This window comes from Vibrio sp. Vb339 (assembly GCF_902751245.1).
Taxonomy (GTDB): Bacteria; Pseudomonadota; Gammaproteobacteria; order Enterobacterales; family Vibrionaceae; genus Vibrio; species Vibrio coralliirubri.
Genome location: NZ_CADDIS010000002.1, coordinates 1,363,130 through 1,386,641, shown reverse-complemented (window position 1 = coordinate 1,386,641; position 23,512 = coordinate 1,363,130). Strand labels below are relative to the sequence as shown.

16 protein-coding genes are annotated in these 23,512 nt (G+C 45.9%); 6 read left to right on the top strand and 10 right to left on the bottom strand.

From position 1 onward, the window contains the following. Positions 1–170 precede the first annotated feature (170 nt). From HRQ85_RS14815 to ebgR, 8 genes are all read right to left on the bottom strand, one after another. Entirely contained in the window at positions 171–1,511 is a 1,341-nt protein-coding gene (locus HRQ85_RS14815) for an MATE family efflux transporter (protein ID WP_017070359.1), read from the bottom strand. Between the two features lie 392 nt (positions 1,512–1,903). Next, the gene (ygjK, locus tag HRQ85_RS14810; RefSeq protein WP_172379939.1) at positions 1,904–4,297 is read right to left on the bottom strand and encodes an alpha-glucosidase; all 2,394 of its coding nucleotides are present in this window, start codon (positions 4,295–4,297) and stop codon (positions 1,904–1,906) included. A gap of 15 nt (positions 4,298–4,312) precedes the next feature. After that, positions 4,313–5,377 (bottom strand): protein YgjJ, encoded by a 1,065-nt coding sequence (gene ygjJ, locus HRQ85_RS14805; protein ID WP_048605573.1) that lies wholly within the window; start codon positions 5,375–5,377, stop codon positions 4,313–4,315. A 406-nt stretch (positions 5,378–5,783) separates the two neighbouring features. Beyond that, positions 5,784–7,217, bottom strand: coding sequence for an amino acid permease (locus tag HRQ85_RS14800; protein WP_050633944.1), 1,434 nt, complete (start codon positions 7,215–7,217; stop codon positions 5,784–5,786). Between the two features lie 572 nt (positions 7,218–7,789). Next, complete coding sequence (locus tag HRQ85_RS14795) at positions 7,790–9,214, bottom strand: amino acid permease (RefSeq protein ID WP_048605567.1); 1,425 nt, start codon at positions 9,212–9,214, stop codon at positions 7,790–7,792. Positions 9,215–9,390: 176 nt separating this feature from the next. Beyond that, positions 9,391–9,843, bottom strand: a complete 453-nt coding sequence (locus HRQ85_RS14790) for a beta-galactosidase subunit beta (RefSeq protein WP_172379938.1) — start codon at positions 9,841–9,843, stop codon at positions 9,391–9,393. A gap of 3 nt (positions 9,844–9,846) precedes the next feature. Continuing rightward, entirely contained in the window at positions 9,847–12,963 is a 3,117-nt protein-coding gene (gene ebgA, locus HRQ85_RS14785) for a beta-galactosidase subunit alpha (protein WP_172379937.1), read from the bottom strand. Between the two features lie 324 nt (positions 12,964–13,287). Next, positions 13,288–14,271, bottom strand: a complete 984-nt coding sequence (gene ebgR, locus HRQ85_RS14780) for a transcriptional regulator EbgR (RefSeq protein ID WP_017069515.1) — start codon at positions 14,269–14,271, stop codon at positions 13,288–13,290. Positions 14,272–14,664: 393 nt separating this feature from the next. On the opposite strand from ebgR, the gene galE reads away from it, so the two are divergent. The 4 genes from galE to galM all read left to right on the top strand — a co-directional run bounded on the left by galE (position 14,665) and on the right by galM (position 19,679). Beyond that, complete coding sequence (gene galE / locus HRQ85_RS14775) at positions 14,665–15,684, top strand: UDP-glucose 4-epimerase GalE (RefSeq protein WP_048612262.1); 1,020 nt, start codon at positions 14,665–14,667, stop codon at positions 15,682–15,684. 340 nt (positions 15,685–16,024) lie between these two features. Beyond that, entirely contained in the window at positions 16,025–17,080 is a 1,056-nt protein-coding gene (locus tag HRQ85_RS14770) for a UDP-glucose--hexose-1-phosphate uridylyltransferase (protein WP_172379936.1), read from the top strand. A gap of 247 nt (positions 17,081–17,327) precedes the next feature. Next, complete coding sequence (gene galK / locus HRQ85_RS14765; RefSeq protein WP_172379935.1) at positions 17,328–18,488, top strand: galactokinase; 1,161 nt, start codon at positions 17,328–17,330, stop codon at positions 18,486–18,488. A 111-nt stretch (positions 18,489–18,599) separates the two neighbouring features. Beyond that, a complete protein-coding gene (gene galM, locus HRQ85_RS14760; protein ID WP_172379934.1) occupies positions 18,600–19,679 on the top strand; it encodes a galactose-1-epimerase in 1,080 nt (359 codons plus the stop codon). A 219-nt stretch (positions 19,680–19,898) separates the two neighbouring features. Here galM and HRQ85_RS14755 read toward each other — a convergent pair whose 3' ends face one another. Beyond that, complete coding sequence (locus HRQ85_RS14755) at positions 19,899–20,897, bottom strand: substrate-binding domain-containing protein (protein ID WP_122082214.1); 999 nt, start codon at positions 20,895–20,897, stop codon at positions 19,899–19,901. Between the two features lie 197 nt (positions 20,898–21,094). On the opposite strand from HRQ85_RS14755, the gene HRQ85_RS14750 reads away from it, so the two are divergent. Continuing rightward, positions 21,095–21,427, top strand: a complete 333-nt coding sequence (locus HRQ85_RS14750) for a tRNA-binding protein (RefSeq protein WP_017060796.1) — start codon at positions 21,095–21,097, stop codon at positions 21,425–21,427. A gap of 46 nt (positions 21,428–21,473) precedes the next feature. Here HRQ85_RS14750 and HRQ85_RS14745 read toward each other — a convergent pair whose 3' ends face one another. Beyond that, positions 21,474–22,028: a gamma-glutamylcyclotransferase family protein gene (locus HRQ85_RS14745; RefSeq protein WP_017060795.1), complete on the bottom strand. Its 555-nt coding sequence runs from the start codon at positions 22,026–22,028 to the stop codon at positions 21,474–21,476. Between the two features lie 288 nt (positions 22,029–22,316). On the opposite strand from HRQ85_RS14745, the gene HRQ85_RS14740 reads away from it, so the two are divergent. Then, positions 22,317–23,501 (top strand): NnrS family protein, encoded by a 1,185-nt coding sequence (locus tag HRQ85_RS14740; protein ID WP_172379933.1) that lies wholly within the window; start codon positions 22,317–22,319, stop codon positions 23,499–23,501. Positions 23,502–23,512 lie beyond the last annotated feature (11 nt).

Here is a 23,512-nt window from a genome sequence, read left to right as displayed (position 1 = left end):
CAATAGTGATGTTGGATGACGATTAAGGAAGGGCTGTTTTTATCGGTGATTAGTGAAGCCTGTATAGCAATAACTTGGATAGATCATCGTAGTCAGAATATGATGAAAGGTACCTCAATCATGACAATTGAGATACCTGGCGTATTGTTTAACCTATTGTATTTATAGTTCTAAAAAGAGAATCGAGTCCATTTCTTAGCTCGCCAGCGATAGGCCATGATGATTCCGCGGAACCACTCGTCCATCGCGATTGCCATCCAGGCACCCAATACGCCATAACCCCAGTGCACGCCAAGCAAATAGCTCATGGCAACCCCAATGCCCCACATGCTGAGAATACCCATTTTGATCGGGAATTTAATGTCGCCAGCGGCCTTTAGACAAGAGATAAAGATCAGGTTAAATACTCGGCCAGCTTCAAGAATGATGGAACCAGCAATCAGTGCAGCAGTTAGCGCAATGATCTCTGGATCTTGAGTGAACAGATCGAGAATTTCGAAACGGAACACATAAACCATGCAGGTAATCGCAGTTGAGGCGATAAAGCCAACCACAAAGTAACGTTGCACGCGCTTGGTAATCTCGTCGATCCAACCCTTACCAATGTAATAGCCTGTTTGGATTTGGCTGCCTTGACCAATTGCCAGTGCAAACGCAAAAGAGAGACGAGCGATGTTTTGTGCGTAAGTAAACGCAGCCAGTGAAGACGTGCCCATCTGCACTACAAAGAAGGTAATGCTGATCTGAGCCATGTTATAAGAGAGCACTTCTCCGGCGTTCATCGAGCCGATCTTAATGATTTTTTGATAGATGGCTTTCGGCACAGATTTAAACTGCTTCACTGGTAGATCAATCCCTTTGCTTCTGACCACACCAATCAAGATCAACATCCCGATCACTTGGCTAATGACGGTCGCGGTCGCAACCCCTTGCACGCCGTATACAGGTAAACCAAAAGGTTGATATAAAGCACAGTAGTTACCGAATACGTTGATGACACCTGCAATCATATTGATCACCATCGGTGACTTTGAATAGCCATGACTGCGCAAAATAGTGGTGAGAACCACACCTATAGTTACATTGAAGGTGAGAGCACCACTGATGAACAGGTATTCTTGCGCGTACTGTTCAACTTGAGGTTCGAGTTGATAGAGCGGGATAAAATATTCAGCAACAAGAACGGCAATAACACTCAGTAGCACACCGGCAATAATAGCCAGAATGATACTCGCTACGCCTACGTGAGCGCTCTCTTGAGTGCGAGAGGCACCATTGTACTGCGCGATTAAAATACCCGTACCACTGCTGACCATGGTCGAGACAATGATCAAGAAAAAGGATATCTGAGAAATAACACCAACGGCAGACACGGCTTTGTCCGAGTATCCCGATAACATGAATACATCACTGGTGTTGAGTGCGGTTCTTAAAAGAACTTCGATAAAAATTGGCCAGGTGAGCGCAACGATTCCCATACGTTTATTTAGGGTGGAATCAGCATTAGGCATTTAGGTTTTCTCAAAAAAGGGGTAGGCGACACTATAGTTTAGCGATTATTTAGTAAACGACTATCAAATTAATGTCCGGAAGGCTAATAAGGATAAATAAAATTCGAATAAGTCTTCATAACCCAATATTTCAGTGAGAGTGATGAAATTTTTGAGTGGGATTTCATAGCAAGAGAACTCTTTGCTTTTTGTGAGTAAAAGCTTGCCAGTGTTAGCGGAGTACAGCGAATTGAGTAAAAGGATCATGGTAGGCTAAAAAGTCTAAATACTTGTTTGTTCGCTTATTTGGCTTCAAGTATAAAAAAGGCACTCAGCGAGATACTGAGTGCCAAAACCTGAAATTTATGAGGTTATCTTTTCATTGAATTCCAGAAGACAGGTATAGGTTTGATTTACTCTGCGTCAGTAAAGAAATCGTTGTAAAGCATGTACAGGTGAGCCGCACTCCAAGAGAAGTTTGGTGCGCCTTGTTGTTCACCGTTCAATGGGTTGTAGTTCTCACGGATAGGACCGTCTTGAACTAACCCATCTGCGTGGTCAAAGAACGCGCCTGCCATTTCAATTGCGTCATCACGGTAGCCGTAGCTGTCCATGCCTTTTAGACCGAAGTAGAATTGGTCTACCCAAACGCGTCCACGCCAGTAAATATCTGGGCCGAATGCTGGGCTAGAAAGCGCTGCTGTGCCTAGTGGAACGTAGGTGTTGAACTCATTCTTGTCTTTCATCACAGAGAGAACCGCATCAGCGTGACCTTGCGTTGCTGCGCCATTGAACAGTGGTGACCAACCCTCAGGGCCTTTACCACGTTCTACAATCGGTTTACCTGCACAGCCATTGGCTAGTGGTTTGTCTTCGATACGAATGTCGTAGAAGAAGTTAGTGCCTTCGTCGAACATACAAGTGTTGATGTAGTTCGATAGGTGCTCTGCTTTTTCACGGAACTCTTTCGCTTCTGCGTCTTTACCTAGAATGTCAGCCATTTCTGCTAGGTACTTGTTATCGCTGTACATGTAGCTTGCTTGGTCGACAGATTCTTGCAATAGCGAGTAGCCTAGCAGTGTGCCGTCTTCAGCGCGGTTTTGAGCGAACTCAACATCCCAGTCGCTGCGCTTACCACCGTTTGCAACGTATGCGTCTAGCTGGTCTTTATCGATGAAACCGAATGCGGCTGCATCGTCACGACCTGACTCCCAAGACGCGGCAGTTTGTGCTGGGCTCTCGATGTAATCGTAGTTGCCTTCTGCTACCACTTTATCCAGTGCTGCTTGGCCTACGACTGTTTCGTGCTTATCGCCACGAACCACGGTGAAGTACATTTCACCTTCAGGTGTGTTGTGTGCTTTGTCGCGTGCTGCGCCGTATTCAGGAACACCGTTGCCGTTGTTATCACGGTTGCGTAGCCACCAATCATGGTATGCCACTAGTTTTGGATACATCTCTTCAAGCCAAGCTTCGTCGCTGGTGGTCTTGTAAACTTCCATTACCGCCCATGCCGCTAGGCTTGGTTTGGTGTTACGCTCATTCCAGTTACCGCCGTCGCCGCCACGTTCTGGGCTTAGGTTGTAAGCGAGTAGATCGGGCACGTAGCCTTCATCCCAAGGGCGAACGGCATCGTCTGCCTGAATTTGGTAAGCGAACATCGCGCGGATGTTATCTTTCGCTACATCTGGGTTGAAGTGAGCCATTGCGTAGGCTTGCTTCCATGTGTCCCAAGGCCAAGTTTGGTTGCCCGAGAACCAACGCGCCGTTACTGATGGTGTCACAGAGTCAAACTCCATCGCACCTGCAGCGCCACGCCAGTTACCGTTTAGGGTTTCCATCGCTTTAACCGCAACACGCTCTTGCTCTGGTGTCGCGTTCGGGTTGGTTAAACCCATCTCAAGATAGCCTTCCCAACGCTCTGCTGATGTAGCTAAGAAATCGGTAGGGTTTGCCATGATCTTTTTGATTTCTGGCTGTTCCGCTTGCGCTTCTTCTGCCGTTAGAACATGCGAGTAAGTCGTGTAGATGGTGGTTGATTCTTCAATGCTTGCGGTTGAAGTAAACGTTAGGCCATCAACCTTGGTTTGGGTTGGAATCGACTTGTGAACTTGGTACTCAGACTCACCAGAAGTCAGTAGATCCCATGTTGAGCGCACCTTACCAAAGGTTACTTTTAGGCCATCGTCAGTTGCGACGATTTGACGGTCATATTCAGGGTAAGTTTCAGCAATGGTTTTGTCGGTTTGCGAAACGCCTTCTTTGGCGTGGGTCTTTTCTAGTAGTTCACCATCCCACACTAATTCGACAGGGGAGTCAGTGGTGATTTTAGTTTCTAGTAGAGAGGTGCGGTTTGAAGCAAAACGCATCGTCATTTCTACTGTCACATCGTCAGATTTTAGTGTCTGAACCAATGCGCCCGGTAGGCTGTAAGCTTCCATAGTGAAAGCCACTTTTTTGCCATCTTTGAACACGCTTAGGCGGTCGAAGTTATCAGCCATGAAGTTGATGTATTCTTCGGTAAGCAGTGCTGTACCTGGGAATCCGCCCATGCCTTCTGCACTGTCTGGCAGTAGGTGACCGTGCCATGCGCCGAGGTCGAAGAATGGGTTAAAGCGTTGGTGGTCATCGAAGTCGTAATCTCGCATGTATTCTGGTGAGCCAGTACGGTCGATAACGTTCTTAAATTCGCTGGCTTGCAGTTGTTCTGTGTCAGAAGCTGAGCCAGAGATGGAGTTTGATGCACAACCAGTAACGACAAGGGCTGCACCGATAGCGAGAGCTGCGAATGATTTATTCAGTTTCATGATCAATTCCTGTTATTACCAGTAGAAGTATTGCATTGCGAACACTTGCGCGTCGCCGATTTCAGTGTCGCTGCCTACGCCAAAGCGGCTATCGAAAGCAGTCGCAAATGTGCCGTTTCCATATTCGTACCAAACGCCCGCGTTGATGTAAGAGGTGATTTCTTTGTCGCCGTTGTCACCATCAAAGTTTGCGTAGTTGTAGGCTGCTGAAAGGTAAACGCCCTGAGCCGCTTCGTACCAAGCACTGGTTTGAATACCTGATTCGCTGCCAAATGATTCTTGGTTGCCTTTATCTGTGTCGTGCCAAATACGAGTCGCAAAGTTTTTGTATTCAGCACCCAATAGCAATAGTTCACCGCCATCGTTGTTACGCACTTCACCACCACCCATTAGGGTTAAGTCATCGGTCAGATCGTATTGGAGGTAACCGTTGACCATGGCGTTCTTATCTTTCCATTGGTCTGCAAAGTTGTCGTATTTACCGAAGTGAATGAGAGCATCGTCTTCAGAGAAGTCAGACTCTGGCGCGAATGAAACGCTGTAGCGAAGCTTGCCTTCTAGGTTTTGGATCTTCACACCAAGGTGTACGTCTCGCGTGTTTGAGATCGCGTAACCGTATTCAACCGTAGGGTCACCCCACCATTGAACGTCATCTAATGAAGAGTCCATACGACCAATCATGAATTCTGTTTTGTTGTCGGTGCGGTAGCCAGCGTAAAAGCGGTTAAAACCACCTTCGAAGCCGCCCCAGCCGTGGCCAGTTGCCCAAGCGTTGCCTTCGTCGTCGGCTTGCACTGTCCAGCCTTCCATGTAAGCAAGACCGAACCAATTACCGTGCTCGATAGCCAAGCCTGCTTCGATGTAAGTACCGTCTGCATAACGGCCTTTGTCATCACCTTCTAGTGCCACGTGACCACCAAGGCCAAGCTCACCATAAAAGTTAAATAGGGTTTCAGTTTCTGTTTTAGGGGGCTGAGTATCGCTGTGGTTTGCTGCGGACTCTTCCGCGTGGGCAGTGGTACTTAGGGCAGCAAGAATACAGCTTGTAATAAGAGTGGTTTTAGTAAAACTACTTTTCATTTTAATCACTTCTGTGTCGGGTTATAAATGAAGGTTCGTAAGCAGTTCTGACTTCTAATATGGGGTGCTCTTCAAGGCGTATTGGTCAGGTTACTTACGATCGCAAAACCGATATTAATGATAATTTTGATGTTTAAAATTAATTCAGTTTAAAAGTGTGATCTATTTTTAGTAAATATTTACTTTGTTTTTATTTTGACTTTAAGTTGAATGTGTAGAGGCATGGCTAGGGTGATAGCTATTCAGTTGGTGAATTGCTTTATAGGCGGTTAGATTGTTGACTCGAATGTCTTCTTTCTTGAAGGCTTTGGTGAAATTTAGGTGTTGAGTGGGAATGTACCGACAAATAAAAAGGCACTCACCAAATGCGAGTGCCTTAAGCTTTCAATCAGAGCACAGGGTAAAACTAAGCGTTCGCCGGTTCAGGCTTTGCTTCTAGTTTTTTCTCTTCTGGAGATAAGCTTTTCTCGTATTGACCGTACTTCCACCATGCGTAGCCAAGGAAGATCACTATCCCGCCCACGTTGTAGAAGATGATGGTCATGATGTCTGCGCCTGTTGGGAAGGTAGAGGCGAAGAAACCAACGGTGAAGATAGCGATAAGAATCGACACAGCAGTAATACCGACCGTACGAGAACCCATGCGGAAATCACGAGGAAGGTGGTCCAGTTTCACGCGTAGGTGAAGGTAAGCAATCATGATGAACAGTGGCGGTAGCATAGAAGCTGCTGCAGTCATGTTGATGATGGTGCTCATCAAGTCTTGAACGGTGTCAGACGCCAACGTTGGGATGAACATCAGTGGAATCACGATGAAGAACTGAATCCATGCCGCGCGCTCTGGAACGCCTTGTTTGTTAAGCGCGACAGTTTTCTCGCCGAAGATGCCTTTAGGGATTTCAGAGAAGAAAATCTTAACGGGTGTTGCCGTCCACATCAGCAGAGAGCCCAACATTGCCGTGAATGAAACCACACCAACGAAACGGTTCATCAAGATTTCAGAAAGGCCAAAGTGTCTTGCTAGCCCTTCAAATACCTGAACTGATCCGCCTGTGAATTTAAGTTCTTCACGCGAAACAAACACGTTCGCTAACACCGACCCTACCGAGTAAAGCGCGCCGATGAAGATACCCGCGATAATGATTACCTTAACGAAAGACTTGTGACCGCCTTTGATGTCGTTAACGTAAACCGCGACCGATTCTGCACCGCCTGCCGCCATGAATATCCAAGTGATTACGCCAAGGAATGCCCAGTTGAAGCTTGGTGTCATGGCTTCAATGGTGATTGGATCCGCTGGCTCGATACCGCCTACCAAAGCCCCGCCAGATAACAAGATGTAAGACATCGTTAGCAGCAGCATCAGTGAGGATGTTAGTGAAGTGATAGGGCCCAGTAATTTCGCACCGTTGTTAGAGATATGAGTCGCGACCGCAAACAAAATAGTACTCAGAATTGCGGTGGTCATTGGTGTGAATATGTACTCGAAACCTAAGAACGCATACGACGCATAAGCGATGATTCTAGGCAGCAGAGAGGTGAAGAAGAACAGGTTAACAAACCAGTAGGTGTAAGCTGAAATAAACGCCCAGCGACCGCCTAGAGAGCTTTTAACCCAAGAGTAAACACCCGCTTCAGAGTCTTTATTCAGTGACACAAACTCTGCAACGATCAAACAAAATGGCACAAAGTAAAAAATGGTTGCTAGAAAGAACATCGGAGCCGAGGAAAGGCCGATCTCGATGTTGTTATTAATGATGTTATTGAAGCTGTATACCGCCGCGAAGGTCATAGACAGTAGGGCAAATTTGCCTATCGTACTGCGTTTATTTTCGGACATGATGTTCTCCGGTGAATCACGTTGATGATCGTTATAACTTGGTCCTAGAGAGGGAAGCTCTAGGCCGCACTTTTATTGTTATGTTGGTTTGGCAAACACCCGCTTTGTTTTGTCAGGGTTGGCTCATTGTTGTTTTTATAGATTTACGATCGGACTTCTTTGGGCTTTTTCTCTCTGGAATTTCAGTAAACTTATTACCAAAACAAAGAGTTAAAGATTAAGAAGTTCATTGAAGAGATTGTTTGTTTCATGAGCGACGATTTATAAGGCTTGTAGGGGCTTTGTGTCGCTTTTTTCATATGAATCAGTTTGTCTCTTCAGCAAGAAGATTAAAGATTAAGCGGCGGGAAGTTAATCGAAATTGATCAAATATGTGACCTTGAGTAAATAAATTTAGTTAATGTTTTACTTTGGTTTTTATTCGAGTTTTATTACCTATTAATTGGTGTTTTTCGTGAACTGAAACCTTGACGGAACGCCGTTTTTATTTCTCGGATTTTATTTTAATTATCTGATTTAAAACAAAAAAAGCGCCTTGGTAGGCGCTTTTGTAGTTGGGGGAATGCAGAGTGCTACGATTGCTTAGCTGTTTCTAGCTTTGCGTCTTTACCTGCCTGCTTTTTTTCAAAGCGAGAGATCCACCACCAAGCAAGACCAGAGAATACCGCTGTCATGAATACGTTGATAAAGAAGGCTTGAACTAGGTCAACACCTGTTGGGAATGCAGATGCCGTCATACTCACAACGAAGATGCCGATAAGTACAGAGACAACAGCCATACCTTGAACTCGAGTACCCATGCGGAAATCACGCGGTGTATCGTCATGCTTCAAGCGGAATACAAAGTACGCCACCATGATGAAGATAGGCGGAAGCATTGCTGTACCAGCGGTTAGGTTGATTGCTGTGTTCATCATGTCTTGTACTGATTCAGAGCCGAAGCCGTTAACCACAAGCATCACGAATACAAACGCGAATTGCCACCAAGCTGCACGTACTGGCACGCCGTGTTCGTTAAGCTCTGTTGTCTTCTCGCCGTAAACACCTTTAGGAATTTCAGAGAAGTGAATTTTTACTGGAGCTGCTGTCCACATCATCATCGAACCGAACATGGCTACGAATAGGATAATACCGACGAAGCGACCCGTTAGAGATTGTGAGATGTCGAAGTAGTTCGCCATACCTGTGAAGATTTCAACCATGCCGCCAGCGTAGGTCAGTTCATCGCGAGCAACGAATACGTTAACAAGCAGAGAGCCAACGGCGTACATTGCGCCGATTGCGATACCTGCACCAATGATAACCTTGATAAAAGACTTGTGACCGCCCTTAACATCGTTTAGGTAAGCGGCTGCAGTTTCAGCACCACCGGCTGCTTGGAAGATCCAACACATGATACCTAGCGTTGCCCAGTTGATGGTCGGTGTCATTGCTTCAAGCGTGATTGGTTCTACTGGTTCATGGTTGCCGCCCAGTGCCATTAGTGCACCGATAACGTAGATTGCAAATAGAGCAAATACACCGTAGGCCACGATCTCGGCAATCTTACCTAGCCAGCTCGCGCCTTTAGTTGAGATGTGAGTTGCTGCCGCAAATAGAGCAATCGAGATAGCCGATGTGACGACTGGCGAGAAGGCGTATTCATAGCCCAACATCGCGTAAGACGCATAGGCGATTACGTTTGGTAGCAGTGATACAAACCAGAAAAGGTTTACGAACCAGTATAGGAACGAACCTAAGTAGGCTGCTTTTGAGCCCAGCGGTTTTTTAAGCCAGTCATACATGCCTGACTCAGAATTTTTATTTGCAGATACGAATTCAGCAATGATGAACACGAATGGAATGAAGTAAATAAGGGTAGCGAGCAAAAAGATAGGGGCTGAACTCAATCCCAATTCGATGTTGTTGTTTACAATGTTGCGAACGTTAAATACCGCTGCAAATGTCATGGAGAGTAGGGCAAATTTGCCTAACTTACCGCGTACAGATTCAGACATAGTGTCCTCCAAGGGTCACGTAATTATAGTCGTTATATCTTTAAGCTTCCTTGTAGGGAAGAAGCATAAAGGCGTTTGCAGTGTGGCTGAGTCTTGAACGGCAAGCCTCAGTCACACTGTGAATAGATCTTGTGGTTGCTACTTTCGGCTGTTTGGCTTCGGTAGCTTGTTTTCGGTTACTTATTAAGGAAGTAGCCGTCTTCGATAGTCACTTTCAGCACCACTTTGCGAACTCGGTTATCACCGTGAAAGCGGTAAGCTTTGCTGTTATCAAAGATCGCCACTTGGCCTTCAACTAACTCACGAGTCTCGCCGTTACCCATGAGATGTTCACGGTCGGTTTCATCGCTGTAAGCTTGGGTCTTTTCAAGTTGAGACTTATCTGCAAACTCAACCGTTTCACGACCTTCCAAGTAGTAGTGCACATCAAAGTAACGGCGGTTACCGGTGAAGTTTTCTGTGTTACGAGCCACACCGTCTTCAATCATGTAAGCCAGTGAGTCACCAATGGAATACATCACGCCATCTTTGATGTTGCCGGTGTTTTCAATCGCTTCTACACAGCGCTGCCATTTACGACCGTCGCGGTAAACGACTTTAAATTGCTCTAGGTTGTCTAAAACGATCATCGCTTATGCCTCGTTCTGTTGTGGTTGAGTTGTTGGCGTATTTGCCATGAAGAACTCGTCACCAAAGTTGTGATTGATTAGGTGTGGTGCGTCGCAATCGCCTGCTTGGAATGGAATCAGAGTTAGGCCGTAACGGAACTCGTCCATGTACACGCGGTAAGAATCCAACACTTCGCTGCCCCAAGAGTTTGAGCCTAGGCCCATCACTTGGTGGTCTAGGTTTAGGGTGATGTAGCCACTCTTCTCTAGTTCAATCGTGTGTTGTGCTTGATGCAGGTTTTGGTTGGTGTAGAACCATGCGCTGAAGTTGATTTCTTGCTGTGGTTTTACTGCAATACCATTACCCGCACGGCTTGAAAGCGCAGCCCAACGAACGTGTTGGCGGTTGCCGTTGTTTTGTGGGAACGGGTAGTTCTCGAACATGTCAGCCACGGTTGATTGGTAAACATCAATCATGTTGGCTTGCTTGCTGTCTTGGTAGTTCTCTTCAGGACCGCGGCCGTAGTATTGAACTTGGTCGAAGTCGCCGTTGATGCCCATATCGAAACCAATGACTGGAATCACGTGAGGGTAATCACCGTAACGCTCGCCGCTCAGTTCAACGTTTAGCTGACCTTCTGCACTGATCTGGTAGCGGTATTCACAACGCATACCGAAATCAAATACCGGTGGAGCAATGATGCTGGTGGTGGTGATCTCTACCTTGCCGTTTACCTGCTCGACATTGACGCACTCAAGTTCAATGCTACGGAAGTGTTCCTGCATGATCTGTAGGTGTGCAGGTTCCCAGTAACCATCGTGCTCTTGCTTATGGTTATCGATCATTGGCTTGAAGAAGTTCAGCTTAGGCTCAGACTTAATCAGTTCCTCGCCATTGACTAACCATGACGTCAGTTTGCCGTTCACTTTCGAGAAGTTCAGAGCAAAGTTGTGACCTTTGATTAGGTAGGCTAAGCGAGATTCTTCAACATTCAGTGCTGTCGCATTGTTGTTGGTGAAGGCTTCAAGTTGTGCTGTATTCTCTTTCACTTGGAACTGGTAAACCGCGATGTCGTGGTTCGCTTCGCTGTATGAAGTACGAGAATCCTTACGAACCGTAAAGTTTACAAACACTTCACGCTCATCAAGCTGTGGCAAGTTTAGAGTCAGTTCACGGCTAGAGTTTTCAGCCAGCTCTTCAACCTTGATGTGCTGTACGGCAATGGTTTCACCTTCAGCACGGATTTCCGCAGTGATGGTGTAGTCATCGATGTTTGAGAACCAAAGCTTGTTGTCTACTGTGAAGGTACCCGTTTGTGCATTGAAATCGCGAAGCTTCACTGGGGCAATCACTTGCTTGTACTCTTTCAAGCCAGGGCCTGGCGTTTGGTCTGGATAGATCAAACCGTCCATGCAGAAGTTGTAGTTGTTCGGGTAGTCACCGTAGTCACCGCCATATTTGTAGAATTCTGTGCCTGCTTCATCACGCGCCAGAATGCCGTGATCACACCATTCCCAAACATAGTGACCTTGAATTGCGTCATGCTTGTAGAACACGTTTTGGTATTCGGTTAAACCGCCCGGGCCGTTACCCATTGCGTGTGCGTATTCGCAGATGATGCGTGGTTTTTCGTGTGGGAATTCACCGAAGGCATTCATCAGTTGAGCGCGTGAGTACATGGTTGAAATGATGTCGACCACTTCAGCATCACGGTCTTCTTCGTAGTGAACCAAACGCGTGTCATCAATTGCTTTTGCAGCATCGTACATAGAGCGGATGTTGCAGCCGTAACCAGACTCGTTACCTAGAGACCACATGATGATAGAAGGGTGGTTCTTTTGAGCGTGGATATGACGTTCGATACGTTCAACAAACACCGCTTCCCATGCGGCATCGTTAGTGATGCGGCTTAGGTCGCCAACGTTAGCAAAGCCGTGTGTTTCAACATCGGTTTCGCCCATCACGAATAGGCCGTAGATATCACACAGTTCGTAGAAGCGTGGGTCGTTCGGGTAGTGCGCAGTACGTACTGAGTTGATGTTGTGTTGCTTCATCAACACTAAATCTTTCTCTACGCGATCCATCCCAACCGCACGACCTTTCAGGTGGTCGTTGTCGTGACGGTTTACGCCGTGCAGCATCACGTATTTGTTGTTGATGTAGAACAGACCATCGCGAACTTTAATGTCGCGGAAACCAACGCGCTGTGGAATCACTTCCAACACCTTGCCGTCAGCGTCTTTCAGCGTAAGCAGCAGTTGGTACAGGTAAGGGTTCTCAGCGTTCCATTGAACAGGGTTAACCACATCGATAGAGAATTGAGTATCTACATTGCCATCGACACTTAAGCTATCTACAGAGCCTTGCGAGATAACTTGGCTGCCATCAAGCAATGCGTACTCAAGGGTTGCGTTTGCCGCTGCTGCTAGGTTTTCTAGTTCCACTTTGCACGACAGGGTAGCGCTTTGGTAAGCATCGTCGAAGTCAGTGCGAACGGTAACGTCTTGAACATGCAGCTGCTCTTTACCTACAAGGTAAACGTCACGGAAGATACCGCCCGTCCACCACATATCTTGGTCTTCAATGTAGGTTGAGTCGGCCCACTGCATCACTCGAATAGAAAGTAGGTTGTTGCCTGCTTTTACCTGGCTAGAGATATCGAACTCAGCGGTTAGGCGGCTGCCTTTGCTGAAACCTACGTATTCGCCGTTTACGTAAACTTCGAAGTAAGTTTCAACGCCATCAAACTTGATGATGGTTTGTTTCTCGTCCCAGCTTTCGCCAAGGAAGAAAGAGCGTTGGTATGCGCCGGTTGGGTTGTCTGATGGTACGAAAGGCACATCAATTGGGAATGGGAAACCTTCATCAGTGTATTGAAGATCGCCGTGGCCTTCCATTTGCCACATGTTTGGAACCGTGATGTTGCCCCAGTCGCTCATTTCCTGAGAATAGAACTCTTCAGGAACCAATAGCGGATTGGTGAAATAGCTGAAATTCCATTGACCACTCAATAGTTGGAAGTGGCTGCTCAGTTCACGCTGAAACGTTTTTGCATTTTTTTCTGATGCGTACGAGAAGAAGTATGCACGCGGTGCCATACGGTTCTCATGTAAGTTCAGGAAGTTTTCCCAGTTGTTCACGTTGCCTCTCTCTCGGTCTGAATGCAGTTTGCTGACCGACGTTCTTATGTGTAATTGGGTCGTAGTGAATACGAGTATTTTTGGACTGAGGTAATTATTAGTAAAAGTTTTACTAAATGAAATTGGTGAAAACGTTTTACTTTAACTTCATCACGTTTTTTATGGTCTTTTTACAGTGCTGTGTGATCCACTTAAAAGAATGCTATTGGCTGTTTTATGCAGCAGATTAAAGAGGGGGATATGTGTCGATTGATGTATGTGATGGGCACAAAAAAGGCCACCTTTAACAAAGGTAGCCTTTATTTATCTACTTGATATATTTAATTATTTTGTTGTATCGCGCAGCTTAAGTTTGCTTGGTACATAGACGCGTAATGGGATGGTTCGGCCGTCACGTACTTTCTCGATCAGCAGGTTAACGCCTTGAATTCCCATTAGTTCAGAGTGAATACGAACAGTCGATAAAGATGGGAAGGTAAATTTAGCTGTTGGGATGTCGTTTACACTGATCAGCGCAATATCTTCAGGAATGTTTAATCCGTGCTCATGAACTGCTCGTAAAACGCCAATTGCGATGGAATCTGACGCAATAAACATGGCTTTAGGGTAGTCGCCCGTCGCGAGCATCTGTTTTGCAAGCTTGTAACCTGAAGAGCTAGAGAAGTCACCACGGTAGATGTCTTGTTCACTGACAACGTTCTTGAGGCCACCATATTCAGCAAAAGCGACTTCACGAATATCAGGGGTATTGACGTCGTCTTGACCACCAATAAAGCCGATGCGCTCATAGCCTTGGTTGATAAAGAAGTTGGTGATCTCTTTGCTGATCAAAGCCAGGTCGATATCGACAGAGTCATAAGGTTCTGAGTGATCGGTAAAATCGACATAACAGATATTATCGCTCAGCTTTTTAGCTTGCTCTATAACCTCTGGTGTCATTCTTCCTACTAACAAAACACCTGTGATTGGCGCTGAGTTAATTTGTATTTTGCTTTCATAACAGTTGGTTAGCTTAACTTCCATCTTTTCGCATTGGGTTTCAATCCCGTGGCGAATCGATAGGTAGTAAGGGTCGTTAACTTCCGCTTCTTGTTTGTAGTTATACAGTGCTAGGAAGTGATGGTTTTGTTTTTTACTGCTAACGGTTTTTCGTGAGCTGCTGGTTTTGTATTCCAACTTCTCTGCAATTTCAAAGATACGCCTTTTGGTCTCTTCCTTGACGCTTAATGTTGGATCTTCATTGAGAACCCTTGAAACTGTAGCCAATGATACATTCGCTTCAGTCGCGATATCTTTTAACGTTGCCATACTCACTTCCTGTTATTGGAACATTGCGCTGCTTTGAAATTGGTATTTAGTAAAAAAGCAATGCACCTCTTTATTCTACAGACCTATTGTAATCAAACTGGACGTCATTGCATTAACTTTTAGTAAAATAAATGCTCAACTCATCTGTGATGTCTCAAATCTAACTATCTATAATTATCTTATTAAAATTCAATGAATTAGAGGTTAACAGCTATACGTTCTCTCTATGTCATGATCAGTACCAATGATGAAAGTCAGTGTAAACGTTTACACTTCGTGGTTTTGATCACAGAATTATAGTCAAAATGGCTGCTACTATTTCTGACATACGGTGCTACTGAGCTGAATGTCAGTTCGAGTTAGCCCACGAATGACGACAAAGAGAGGTTGATTGTGAAAGTACTGGTTACGGGCGGCATGGGTTACATCGGAAGTCATACATGCATTCAAATGATACAGGCAGGTATGGAGCCGATCATTGTTGATAACCTTTGTAACAGCAAAGAGCTAGTGCTGGAACGAATCGAGTCGTTAACTGGCAAGCGCCCAACGTTTTATCTTGGCGACATTCGTGACCAATCTTTTCTAGATAGCGTGTTTTCAGAAAACGATATCCAAGCGGTGATTCACTTTGCTGGCCTGAAAGCGGTAGGGGAGTCGGTGGCTAAGCCTTTGGAGTACTACGATAACAACGTCAATGGTTCACTAGTGTTAGCTCGCAGTATGAAGAAAGCGGGCGTGAAAAGCATCGTATTTAGTTCTTCGGCTACCGTTTACGGTGATCCAGAAGTAGTGCCGATTACTGAAACTTCACCAACTGGCGCGACAACTAACCCTTATGGTCGCAGCAAATATATGGTGGAAGAGTGCTTGAGCGATCTGTTCAACGCGGAGAACGATTGGAGCGTCACTTTACTGCGTTACTTCAATCCAGTTGGCGCACATCCATCGGGCACTATGGGTGAAGACCCACAAGGTATCCCAAATAATTTAATGCCGTTTATTGCTCAAGTAGCCGTCGGTCGCCGTGAAAAACTGGCTGTTTTTGGAAACGATTACCCAACAGTCGATGGCACAGGCGTTCGTGACTATATTCATGTAATGGATTTAGCGGACGGTCATGTCGCAGCACTAAAAGTGGTTGGCGAGAAAGCGGGTTTACACATTTACAATCTAGGTACGGGCAAAGGCTCAAGTGTACTCGAGATGGTTGAAGCCTTCGCACAAGCATCGGGTAAACCGGTTCCTTATGAACTTTGCCCACGCCGCGCAGGTGATATTGCCGAATGTTGGGCAAGCACTGAAAAAGCAGAGCGCGAGCTTGGCTGGAAGGCGACGCGTAGCGTGATGGAGATGACGGCGGATACGTGGAACTGGCAGTCGAATAACCCGAACGGCTATTCCCCTTCGTAATTGAAGCCGCAGCGTTGTTAGCTGCGCTTACCAATTCCAATCACATAGAAGATCTATGCTCATGGATATTGGAAATCTTGCTGCCTAGCTGCAACTCCAATTTCTTTGGGGAAGGTAAAGACAAGATATGAGAAAAGAGAGATTCCAGATATCTCGTACCTCGATTCTGGAATGGCGGATGAGCACAAGATTATGAAGCGGCTGCCTTTGCACAAATAGCACAACGAGATTACACGTCATTCCCTACAGCGAGGCACGAGCGTGATAGGGAATCTCCTTGTAGAAGAATTATTCATCTTGGTGAATTGACCAAGACACAAAATTTGAGAGCAATCTAAACATGTCAAAAGTTGAATTTAACCCAGTAGACCACCCGCATCGTCGTTATAACCCATTAACGGGTCAGTGGATCTTAGTCTCACCGCACCGAGCAAAACGACCTTGGAGTGGCCAAGATGAAAAAACATCGACCGCGCAGCTTCCTGCGTATGAGAAAGAGTGTTTCTTGTGCCCAACCAATACGCGTATCTCGGGCGACGAAAACCCAGATTACGACGGCACTTACGTATTCAGTAATGATTTCGCGGCGTTGATGCCTGATTCACCTGATGCTCCAGAGTCTGAAAACCCTCTATTCAAGACTCAAGGTGTTCGCGGGTTGAGCCGCGTGATCTGTTTTTCTCCGGACCACAGCAAAACGCTGCCAGAATTACCAGTAAACAAGATTCGCGGTGTTATCGACACATGGAATGAACAGATTGAAGAGCTAGGTAAAGATTACCTATGGGTTCAAGCGTTTGAAAACAAAGGCGAGACCATGGGCTGTTCTCAGCCACACCCACACGGTCAAATCTGGGCAAACAGCTTTTTACCTAACGAAATTGAACGCAAAGAGAAACTGTTAAAAGAGTACTTCGAACAACAAGGTTCGAATCTTTTAGTGGATTACGTTGAAGCTGAAATGAAAGACGGCTCTCGCACTGTGGTTGAAACTGAACATTGGATTGCTGTGGTTCCTTATTGGGCGGCGTGGCCATTTGAAACCATGTTGCTACCAAAAACACACATCCGCCGTATGAGCGAACTGACTGACGAGCAGCGTGATGATTTAGCGCTTGCGATTAAGAAGCTGACGAGTCGTTACGACAACTTATTCCAATGCTCATTCCCTTACTCAATGGGCTGGCACTATGCGCCGTTCTTTGAAGAAGGCACGGACATCGATCACTGGCAACTGCATGCGTTGTTCTACCCGCCACTGTTACGCAGCGCTTCAGTTCGTAAGTTCATGGTCGGATACGAAATGCTGGCAGAGTCTCAGCGTGATTTAACCGCAGAACAAGCCGCGCAACGTCTGCGTGATTTGAGTGACGTTCACTATAAAGAGCAGGAATAGCCTGTTTCGTAGATAACGAGTGAGATTCCTGATATCTCGTCCCTCAATTCTGGAATGACGGCAGATGAAAAGCCCATAAGTTTAAGAGCTTAGAAGCATAGAAGCATAGAAGCATAGAAGCTTAGTCGCTGATGTTGTCATTCCCTACCGTGAGAGACCAACGAGATAGGGAATCTAAAAGAATGAAAGTGGTGCCGTGAAGGGACCATAACCAATTGAACAAAGAGTTTAACCAGAGAGTTTACTTATGTCTGACCTAATCCAAAACGTGAAAGCATCTTTTGAGCAAGTCCTTGGTTACCAAGCGACCCATATTATCCAAGCGCCAGGTCGTGTGAACCTGATCGGCGAGCACACTGACTACAACGATGGTTTTGTTCTGCCGTGTGCCATTAACTATCAAACGGTAGTCGCCGCGGCTAAGCGTGACGACAACATTGTACGTGTTGTATCAGTGGACTACGGTAATGCAGTGGATGAGTTCGATTTAACTCAAGAGATCACCTTCCAACAAGACAAGATGTGGGCTAACTACATTCGTGGTGTGGTGAAGTGCTTAAAAGGTCGCGGCTTTGAATTTACAGGTGCAGACATCTCTGTAACGGGTAACGTGCCTCAAGGTGCAGGTTTAAGTTCTTCTGCGGCACTGGAAGTGGTGATTGGTCAAACATTCAAGGTGCTTTACAACCTAGAGATCAGCCAAGCCGAAGTGGCGCTTAATGGTCAGCAAGCAGAAAACGAATTCGTGGGTTGTAACTGCGGCATCATGGATCAAATGATCTCTGCTGAAGGTCGCGCAAATCACGCGATGCTTTTGGATTGTCGTAGCCTAGAAACTCAAGCGGTTTCAATGCCAGAAGATATGGCTGTGGTTATCATCAACTCAAACAAGAAACGCGGCTTGGTCGACAGCGAATACAACACACGTCGTGAACAATGTGAAGAAGCGGCGCGCATCTTTGGTGTTCCGGCACTTCGTGATGTGACCATTGAGCAGTTTAAAGCGAAAGAGTCTGACTTGGATGAAATGGTCGCAAAACGTGCTCGTCACGTGATTACTGAAAATGACCGTACCGTTGAAGCAGCTCAAGCTCTACGCACTCATGATATGAAACGCATGGGTGAGTTGATGGCTGAATCGCATGCATCAATGCGTGATGATTTTGAAATCACGGTGAAAGAGATTGATACGCTGGTTGATATGGTCAAAGAAGTGATCGGTGAGCAAGGTGGCGTGCGTATGACTGGCGGTGGTTTCGGTGGTTGTATTGTGGCATTGGTTCCACCTGCATTGGTTGATGAAATCAAAACAACCGTTGAACAGAAATATCAAGCGGCGACGGGTCTAAAAGAATCTATTTATGTGTGCCAAGCGAAAGACGGAGCAGGCTTAGTTGAAGTAATCTAACGGCTTCGAGACTTAATATAGAGCTTACCAAGTAAAAAGATCATGGTAGGCCAAATGCTAAAGCCTTTACTTCAGGTAGAGGCTTTTTACTGGCACTAGAAGGAATTTAGAATGACACAAGAGCAAAACCTGCATCAATCCATGACGCAGACTCTAGCCTATGATGGCCAACCCGCTCAGTTAGTGACGCTATCAAATACGCATGGCATGCAAGTGACATTCATGGATATTGGTGCAACATGGTTGAGCTGTATCTTGCCAGTAAAGGGAAATAAAAGAGAAGTTTTGTTGGGTGTTAACTCAATGGAGAACTTCGATAAACAAGCCAGCTATATGGGCACAACGGTTGGCCGCTATGCTAACCGCATTGCTAATGGTCGTTTTAAAATTGATGGTCAGAATTACAAGCTGGAAACCAACCAAGCGGGCAATACCTTGCATGGTGGTCCGAACGGATTTGATAAACGCCGTTGGAATATTGCCGAGCAAAGCGAAACGTCAGTGGTGTTTACTCTAGAGTCTGCTGATGGCGACCAAGGATTCCCGGGGAATTTGAATGTGTCGGTGCGTTATGACATCACCGAAGACAATCGAGTTTCCATTAATTACTCTGCAACCACAGACAAGCAGACCGTGGTCAACCTAACGAATCATGCGTACTTCAATCTACTTGGCGCAGAAGCCGGACACGATTGTTTGTCACACATTGTCAGCATCAACGCCAATCAATTCTTGCCGACCAACTCGGTGGGAATTCCATTAGGTAACCTTAAATCGGTCAAATCGACCAGCTTCGACTTCAATCAGCCTATGATGATCTCAGAGCGTTTGTTGGGCGATGAACAGCAGAAAGCAGCAAAGGGTTACGACCACTCTTTCTTATTGGCTGATGGCTGCAAACGCACTCAATGCGCTGCGACCGTAACCTCACCGGATGCGCTCGTCACACTAAAAGTATTTTCAACCAAACCTGCGATGCAGCTATACACCGGAAACTGGCTTGGTGGTACACCAAACCGAAGTGGTGGTAGCTATGAAGACTACGCTGGTTTGGCACTAGAAACCCAGTTCTTACCTGACTCTCCTAACCACCCAGAGTGGAAGCAGGACAGTTGTATTCTCAAGCCTGAACAAGAATATAACTATAGTACCTGTTACCAGTTTGAATTTTCGGGGGATTCTTCAAACTAGTACGCTCTAGCTCAAAGCGGTTACGCCAATATCTTTTGCTTGTGAATAGGACGATGTGAATTATCGCGTTGTTCTTGGGGGATGAGCAAAAGTGGCGCTCAACAAGAGTGCGGTTTATTAAGCGCGATTGTTGAGTATCTGAGTAAGGTAGGAAAGCCCTAACAGAAGCGATTCTGTTAGGGCTTTTTTTTGATTATTGCTTGATGAGTCGACCAGAACTTAGACTTTCTCTACCGAATTGCGGCGTACCAGAGTTGGAGAGAACATCATTGGTTCAGTAGAGGTGTTTTCACCTTTGGCTAAGTGCAGCGCGAGTCGTGTCGCTTTCTCTGCCATCATCTGAATCGGGTAGCGAATGGTGGTGAGCTTTGGATGAACATAGCGGGCAATCAAGCCATCATCGAAACCGATGATCGACATTTTGTCCGGCGCTTGAATACCGTTTTCATCAAGGACAGACAAAGCACCAGCTGCCATGTAATCGTTGTACGCCACAATACCAGTGATTGGCAGTGACTTAGTCAAAAGATTAGTCATGGCGTATTCGCCACCGTCACTGGTGGGCGCTGAGTATTCAATATAGCTGTGAGAGAGCGCTATTTTGTAATCTGAGAGTGCCGCTAAGTAACCTTGGATACGTTCATCGGCATCTTCAATGCTATGCGAAGAGGCGATACAGGCAATGTTCTTATGGCCATGACGGATCAGATATTCCGTCGCAAGATACGCGCCTTTCTTGTTATCCAAGAAAATACAACGGTTGGCAATCTCAGCAATATAACGGTTGATCAGTACTAAGCCTTTGACCTCTTTTGCATAGGCGATCAGTTCTTCGTCTGTCAGGCCTTTTGAGTGGATCACCAAGGCGTCACAACGGCTATTAATCAGCAACTCAATCGCTTGTCTCTCTTCTTCACGATCGTGTGAGCCATTACCGACAAGGATATGTTTTCCGTTCTCACGAGCGACATTATCGACAGCCTTAACCAGCGTGCCAAAAAAGGGATCGGAGATGTCACCGACCAATACGCCAACAGTGTTTGTGCTTTGGCTTACCAGCGCTCGAGCATTGGCATTCGGGCGATAGCCGAGTTTAGACATCGCTTTAGTTACAGACTCTACCGAGCTTGCACTCGCCTTGGGAGACTTGTTGATCACTCGAGATACGGTTGCAACAGAAACACCAGCTTCCTTTGCTACATCTTTAATTGTTGCCATTTTTAACCTCTATACATTGCTGCATCTATTTAACACCGACAATGATAGTAAGGCAACGAAACTCTCATTTTACTTCCAGTAATGAGATCTTTACCGCTTGTAATTATTAGGCTTAATGCTAGTGTAAACATTTACATTTTACTTAATTTTAGTAAATGATTTAATGAGTGAAAACAAATCAATATAGGAAGTGAGAAATGGATACTGTCTCTTATGGTGACTTTGCTAAGTTAGAAATGCGCGTGGGTAAGATCATTGAGGTTGTGCGTCATGAAAACGCCGACAAGCTCTACATCGTGCAAGTGGATGTTGGTGATAAGACGCTGCAAACGGTGACCAGCCTAGTCCCTTACTACACAGAAGAAGAGTTGATGGGTAAGCAGGTTGTTGTTTTGTGCAATCTAGCGAAGGCGAAGATGAGAGGCCACACTTCTGAGTGCATGTTGCTATGTGCAGAAACGGAAGATGAATCTGAAAGTGTATTGCTAACACCTGAACGTGCGATGCCAGCAGGTATTCGTGTCGTTTAAGCTCACTTTAGGTTGGTGAGCCTATGTGTTCACCAACCTAAATCAACTAGCTGCGCACGGTCAGTATCAAGCCATCAATCACACTGTGGTGGTGATCGGAAACCCCAGCAAGGTTGCCGTATTTAGGCTGGTGGCGATCATTTTCTAATGGGTGATGCCAACCTTGTGTGTGTTTAACAAAGTGCGCCGCAAAGCTTTCAGACACCTCTAAACATCCTGCTAATACCGTATCGACATAAGTTTGAACGATAGGGCTGTTTTCGCAAGGTGCTTCAATCTCGTCTTTGATGTAAACCCAGATCGGTTGATCCTGTTTGAATTCATCTTGGCTTTCTATCTGAGAGGCCTTTAATTCGATACGGTGATAACCACGCTCACGGCGATCAAACTCAGCAAGTGCAATATCATCCACCTCAAGCAACACACCATTCACTTGTCCCTCGCCGAGATTGACGATCAAAGGTGATAACACATAGCTGTCATCGATCTTGCTCCAATGGCGAATTAAGCCATGAACAATCGCAGGGATCGCTTGCCCTGTCTGACCGGTAAGCTGGCGTGAAGATGAGTTGATTAAACTGCCATAACCAAAAATATACATCGCATTCCTTGTCTGAGTTGTTCCATTTAAGTCTAGTCTTACTATATGTGGCGAGATACCAAAAGTCAGTAAGTTTCTATTTATACATCTATAGGTCTTTATGACTCTTTTGGTTGTGTTTTTTTGACTTGTTTATTGGCTGGTAAATCTCGTGAGTCGCTGTTTTTACTGGTTTTATCTAATTGGCGCGTTTCATGCAATGTGATCTGCATATTGCATCGGATTTGATGCACACCAAATTTGGTTTAGGTAATACCTTGGCCGCTTATCTGAGAATTAGGAGCGAGTTTGTTAAATATCACAGATAAAAGTGTAGAAGACGCGATTCCAGCCTACCTGCGTTTAGGCTTTCGACCTTTCTTCTTTTTAGGCAGTCTCTATGCCGTGATCGCGATTGTCGCTTGGGTCATCATGTTCCAAAACGGTCAGCCAGAAGTGCTAAAAGTACCGGCACTGTGGTGGCACGTACATGAAATGCTGTTTGGTTTCTCAATGGCGATAGTGGTTGGTTTTGTGTTAACGGCGGTACAAACGTGGACGGGTGTCAACGGCACCAAGCACTATCGATTGGCAGCCTTGGTTGGTTTATGGATCGCACCTCGTATTCTGTTTTGGACCCCCGCACCGTTATGGCTTATCTCGTCGGTTGAGGCGCTGTTCTTAATCTTCGCTGCCTACGAAATTGGTTTCCGAGTCGTGAAGTCGAAAGGCTGGAAGAATCTATTCTTTGTGCCGCTGTTTATATTGGCTATCGTGGCGAACTTTGCTAGTTACGCGACCATTAAGGGGATGCCTCCATTCCCATCGTCTGCAGTTTGGCAGGCTATGTTGTGGTGGTTTACCTTGCTGTTATCAGTGATGGGTGGGCGAGTGATCCCATTCTTTACGGCGCGTCGTTTTGAGTTTGAAAAAGCGCAGCCATTGGTTTGGTTGGAATGGTTAGCGAATCTACCTTTGGTTGGCTTATTTGTATTGAGCTTCTTCCCATTGACCTTTGCTCAAGTAGGTAATGAGTTAATGGTGTTTGCTGGCGTGACTCAGTTAGTCCGCTTTATCCGTTGGAAGCCTTGGACAACCTTGTCTGAGCCTTTGGTGTGGTCACTGCATGCGGCTTACTTGTGTATCCCTCTAAGCTTGTTGTTACGTGGTCTGTTAGATAACCCATTTGCGAGTCATAACATGCTGCACTTGTTCGCAATTGGTGGCTTGAGTGGGTTAATTCTGGCGATGATTACGCGCGTGACGATGGGGCATACTGGTCGTGCTATCTATAAAGGGCCAAGCATGGCTTTGGCGTTCTCGGCTATTTTTATTGCGGCACTCGTTCGTAGTTTAGGTGTGACATTCTTCCCAGGGTATTTATTTGAGATGGTCAACATCAGTGCCGGTTTATGGACGTTAGCGTTCGGGCTGTTTATCTGGAAGTTCGGCATGATGCTGTTAACGCCAAGAGTGGATGGTCACCCGGGCTAAACCAATTAATT

What these genes read in the sequence shown, in the direction of transcription:
- HRQ85_RS14815 (WP_017070359.1), bottom strand. Translation starts at nt 1,511, where the DNA reads ATGCCTAATGCTGATTCCACCCTAAATAAACGTATGGGAATCGTTGCG.
- ygjK (WP_172379939.1), bottom strand. Translation starts at nt 4,297, where the DNA reads ATGAAACTGAATAAATCATTCGCAGCTCTCGCTATCGGTGCAGCCCTT.
- ygjJ (WP_048605573.1), bottom strand. Translation starts at nt 5,377, where the DNA reads ATGAAAAGTAGTTTTACTAAAACCACTCTTATTACAAGCTGTATTCTT.
- HRQ85_RS14800 (WP_050633944.1), bottom strand. Translation starts at nt 7,217, where the DNA reads ATGTCCGAAAATAAACGCAGTACGATAGGCAAATTTGCCCTACTGTCT.
- HRQ85_RS14795 (WP_048605567.1), bottom strand. Translation starts at nt 9,214, where the DNA reads ATGTCTGAATCTGTACGCGGTAAGTTAGGCAAATTTGCCCTACTCTCC.
- HRQ85_RS14790 (WP_172379938.1), bottom strand. Translation starts at nt 9,843, where the DNA reads ATGATCGTTTTAGACAACCTAGAGCAATTTAAAGTCGTTTACCGCGAC.
- ebgR (WP_017069515.1), bottom strand. Translation starts at nt 14,271, where the DNA reads ATGGCAACGTTAAAAGATATCGCGACTGAAGCGAATGTATCATTGGCT.
- HRQ85_RS14770 (WP_172379936.1), top strand. Translation starts at nt 16,025, where the DNA reads ATGTCAAAAGTTGAATTTAACCCAGTAGACCACCCGCATCGTCGTTAT.
- galK (WP_172379935.1), top strand. Translation starts at nt 17,328, where the DNA reads ATGTCTGACCTAATCCAAAACGTGAAAGCATCTTTTGAGCAAGTCCTT.
- galM (WP_172379934.1), top strand. Translation starts at nt 18,600, where the DNA reads ATGACACAAGAGCAAAACCTGCATCAATCCATGACGCAGACTCTAGCC.
- HRQ85_RS14755 (WP_122082214.1), bottom strand. Translation starts at nt 20,897, where the DNA reads ATGGCAACAATTAAAGATGTAGCAAAGGAAGCTGGTGTTTCTGTTGCA.
- HRQ85_RS14750 (WP_017060796.1), top strand. Translation starts at nt 21,095, where the DNA reads ATGGATACTGTCTCTTATGGTGACTTTGCTAAGTTAGAAATGCGCGTG.
- HRQ85_RS14745 (WP_017060795.1), bottom strand. Translation starts at nt 22,028, where the DNA reads ATGTATATTTTTGGTTATGGCAGTTTAATCAACTCATCTTCACGCCAG.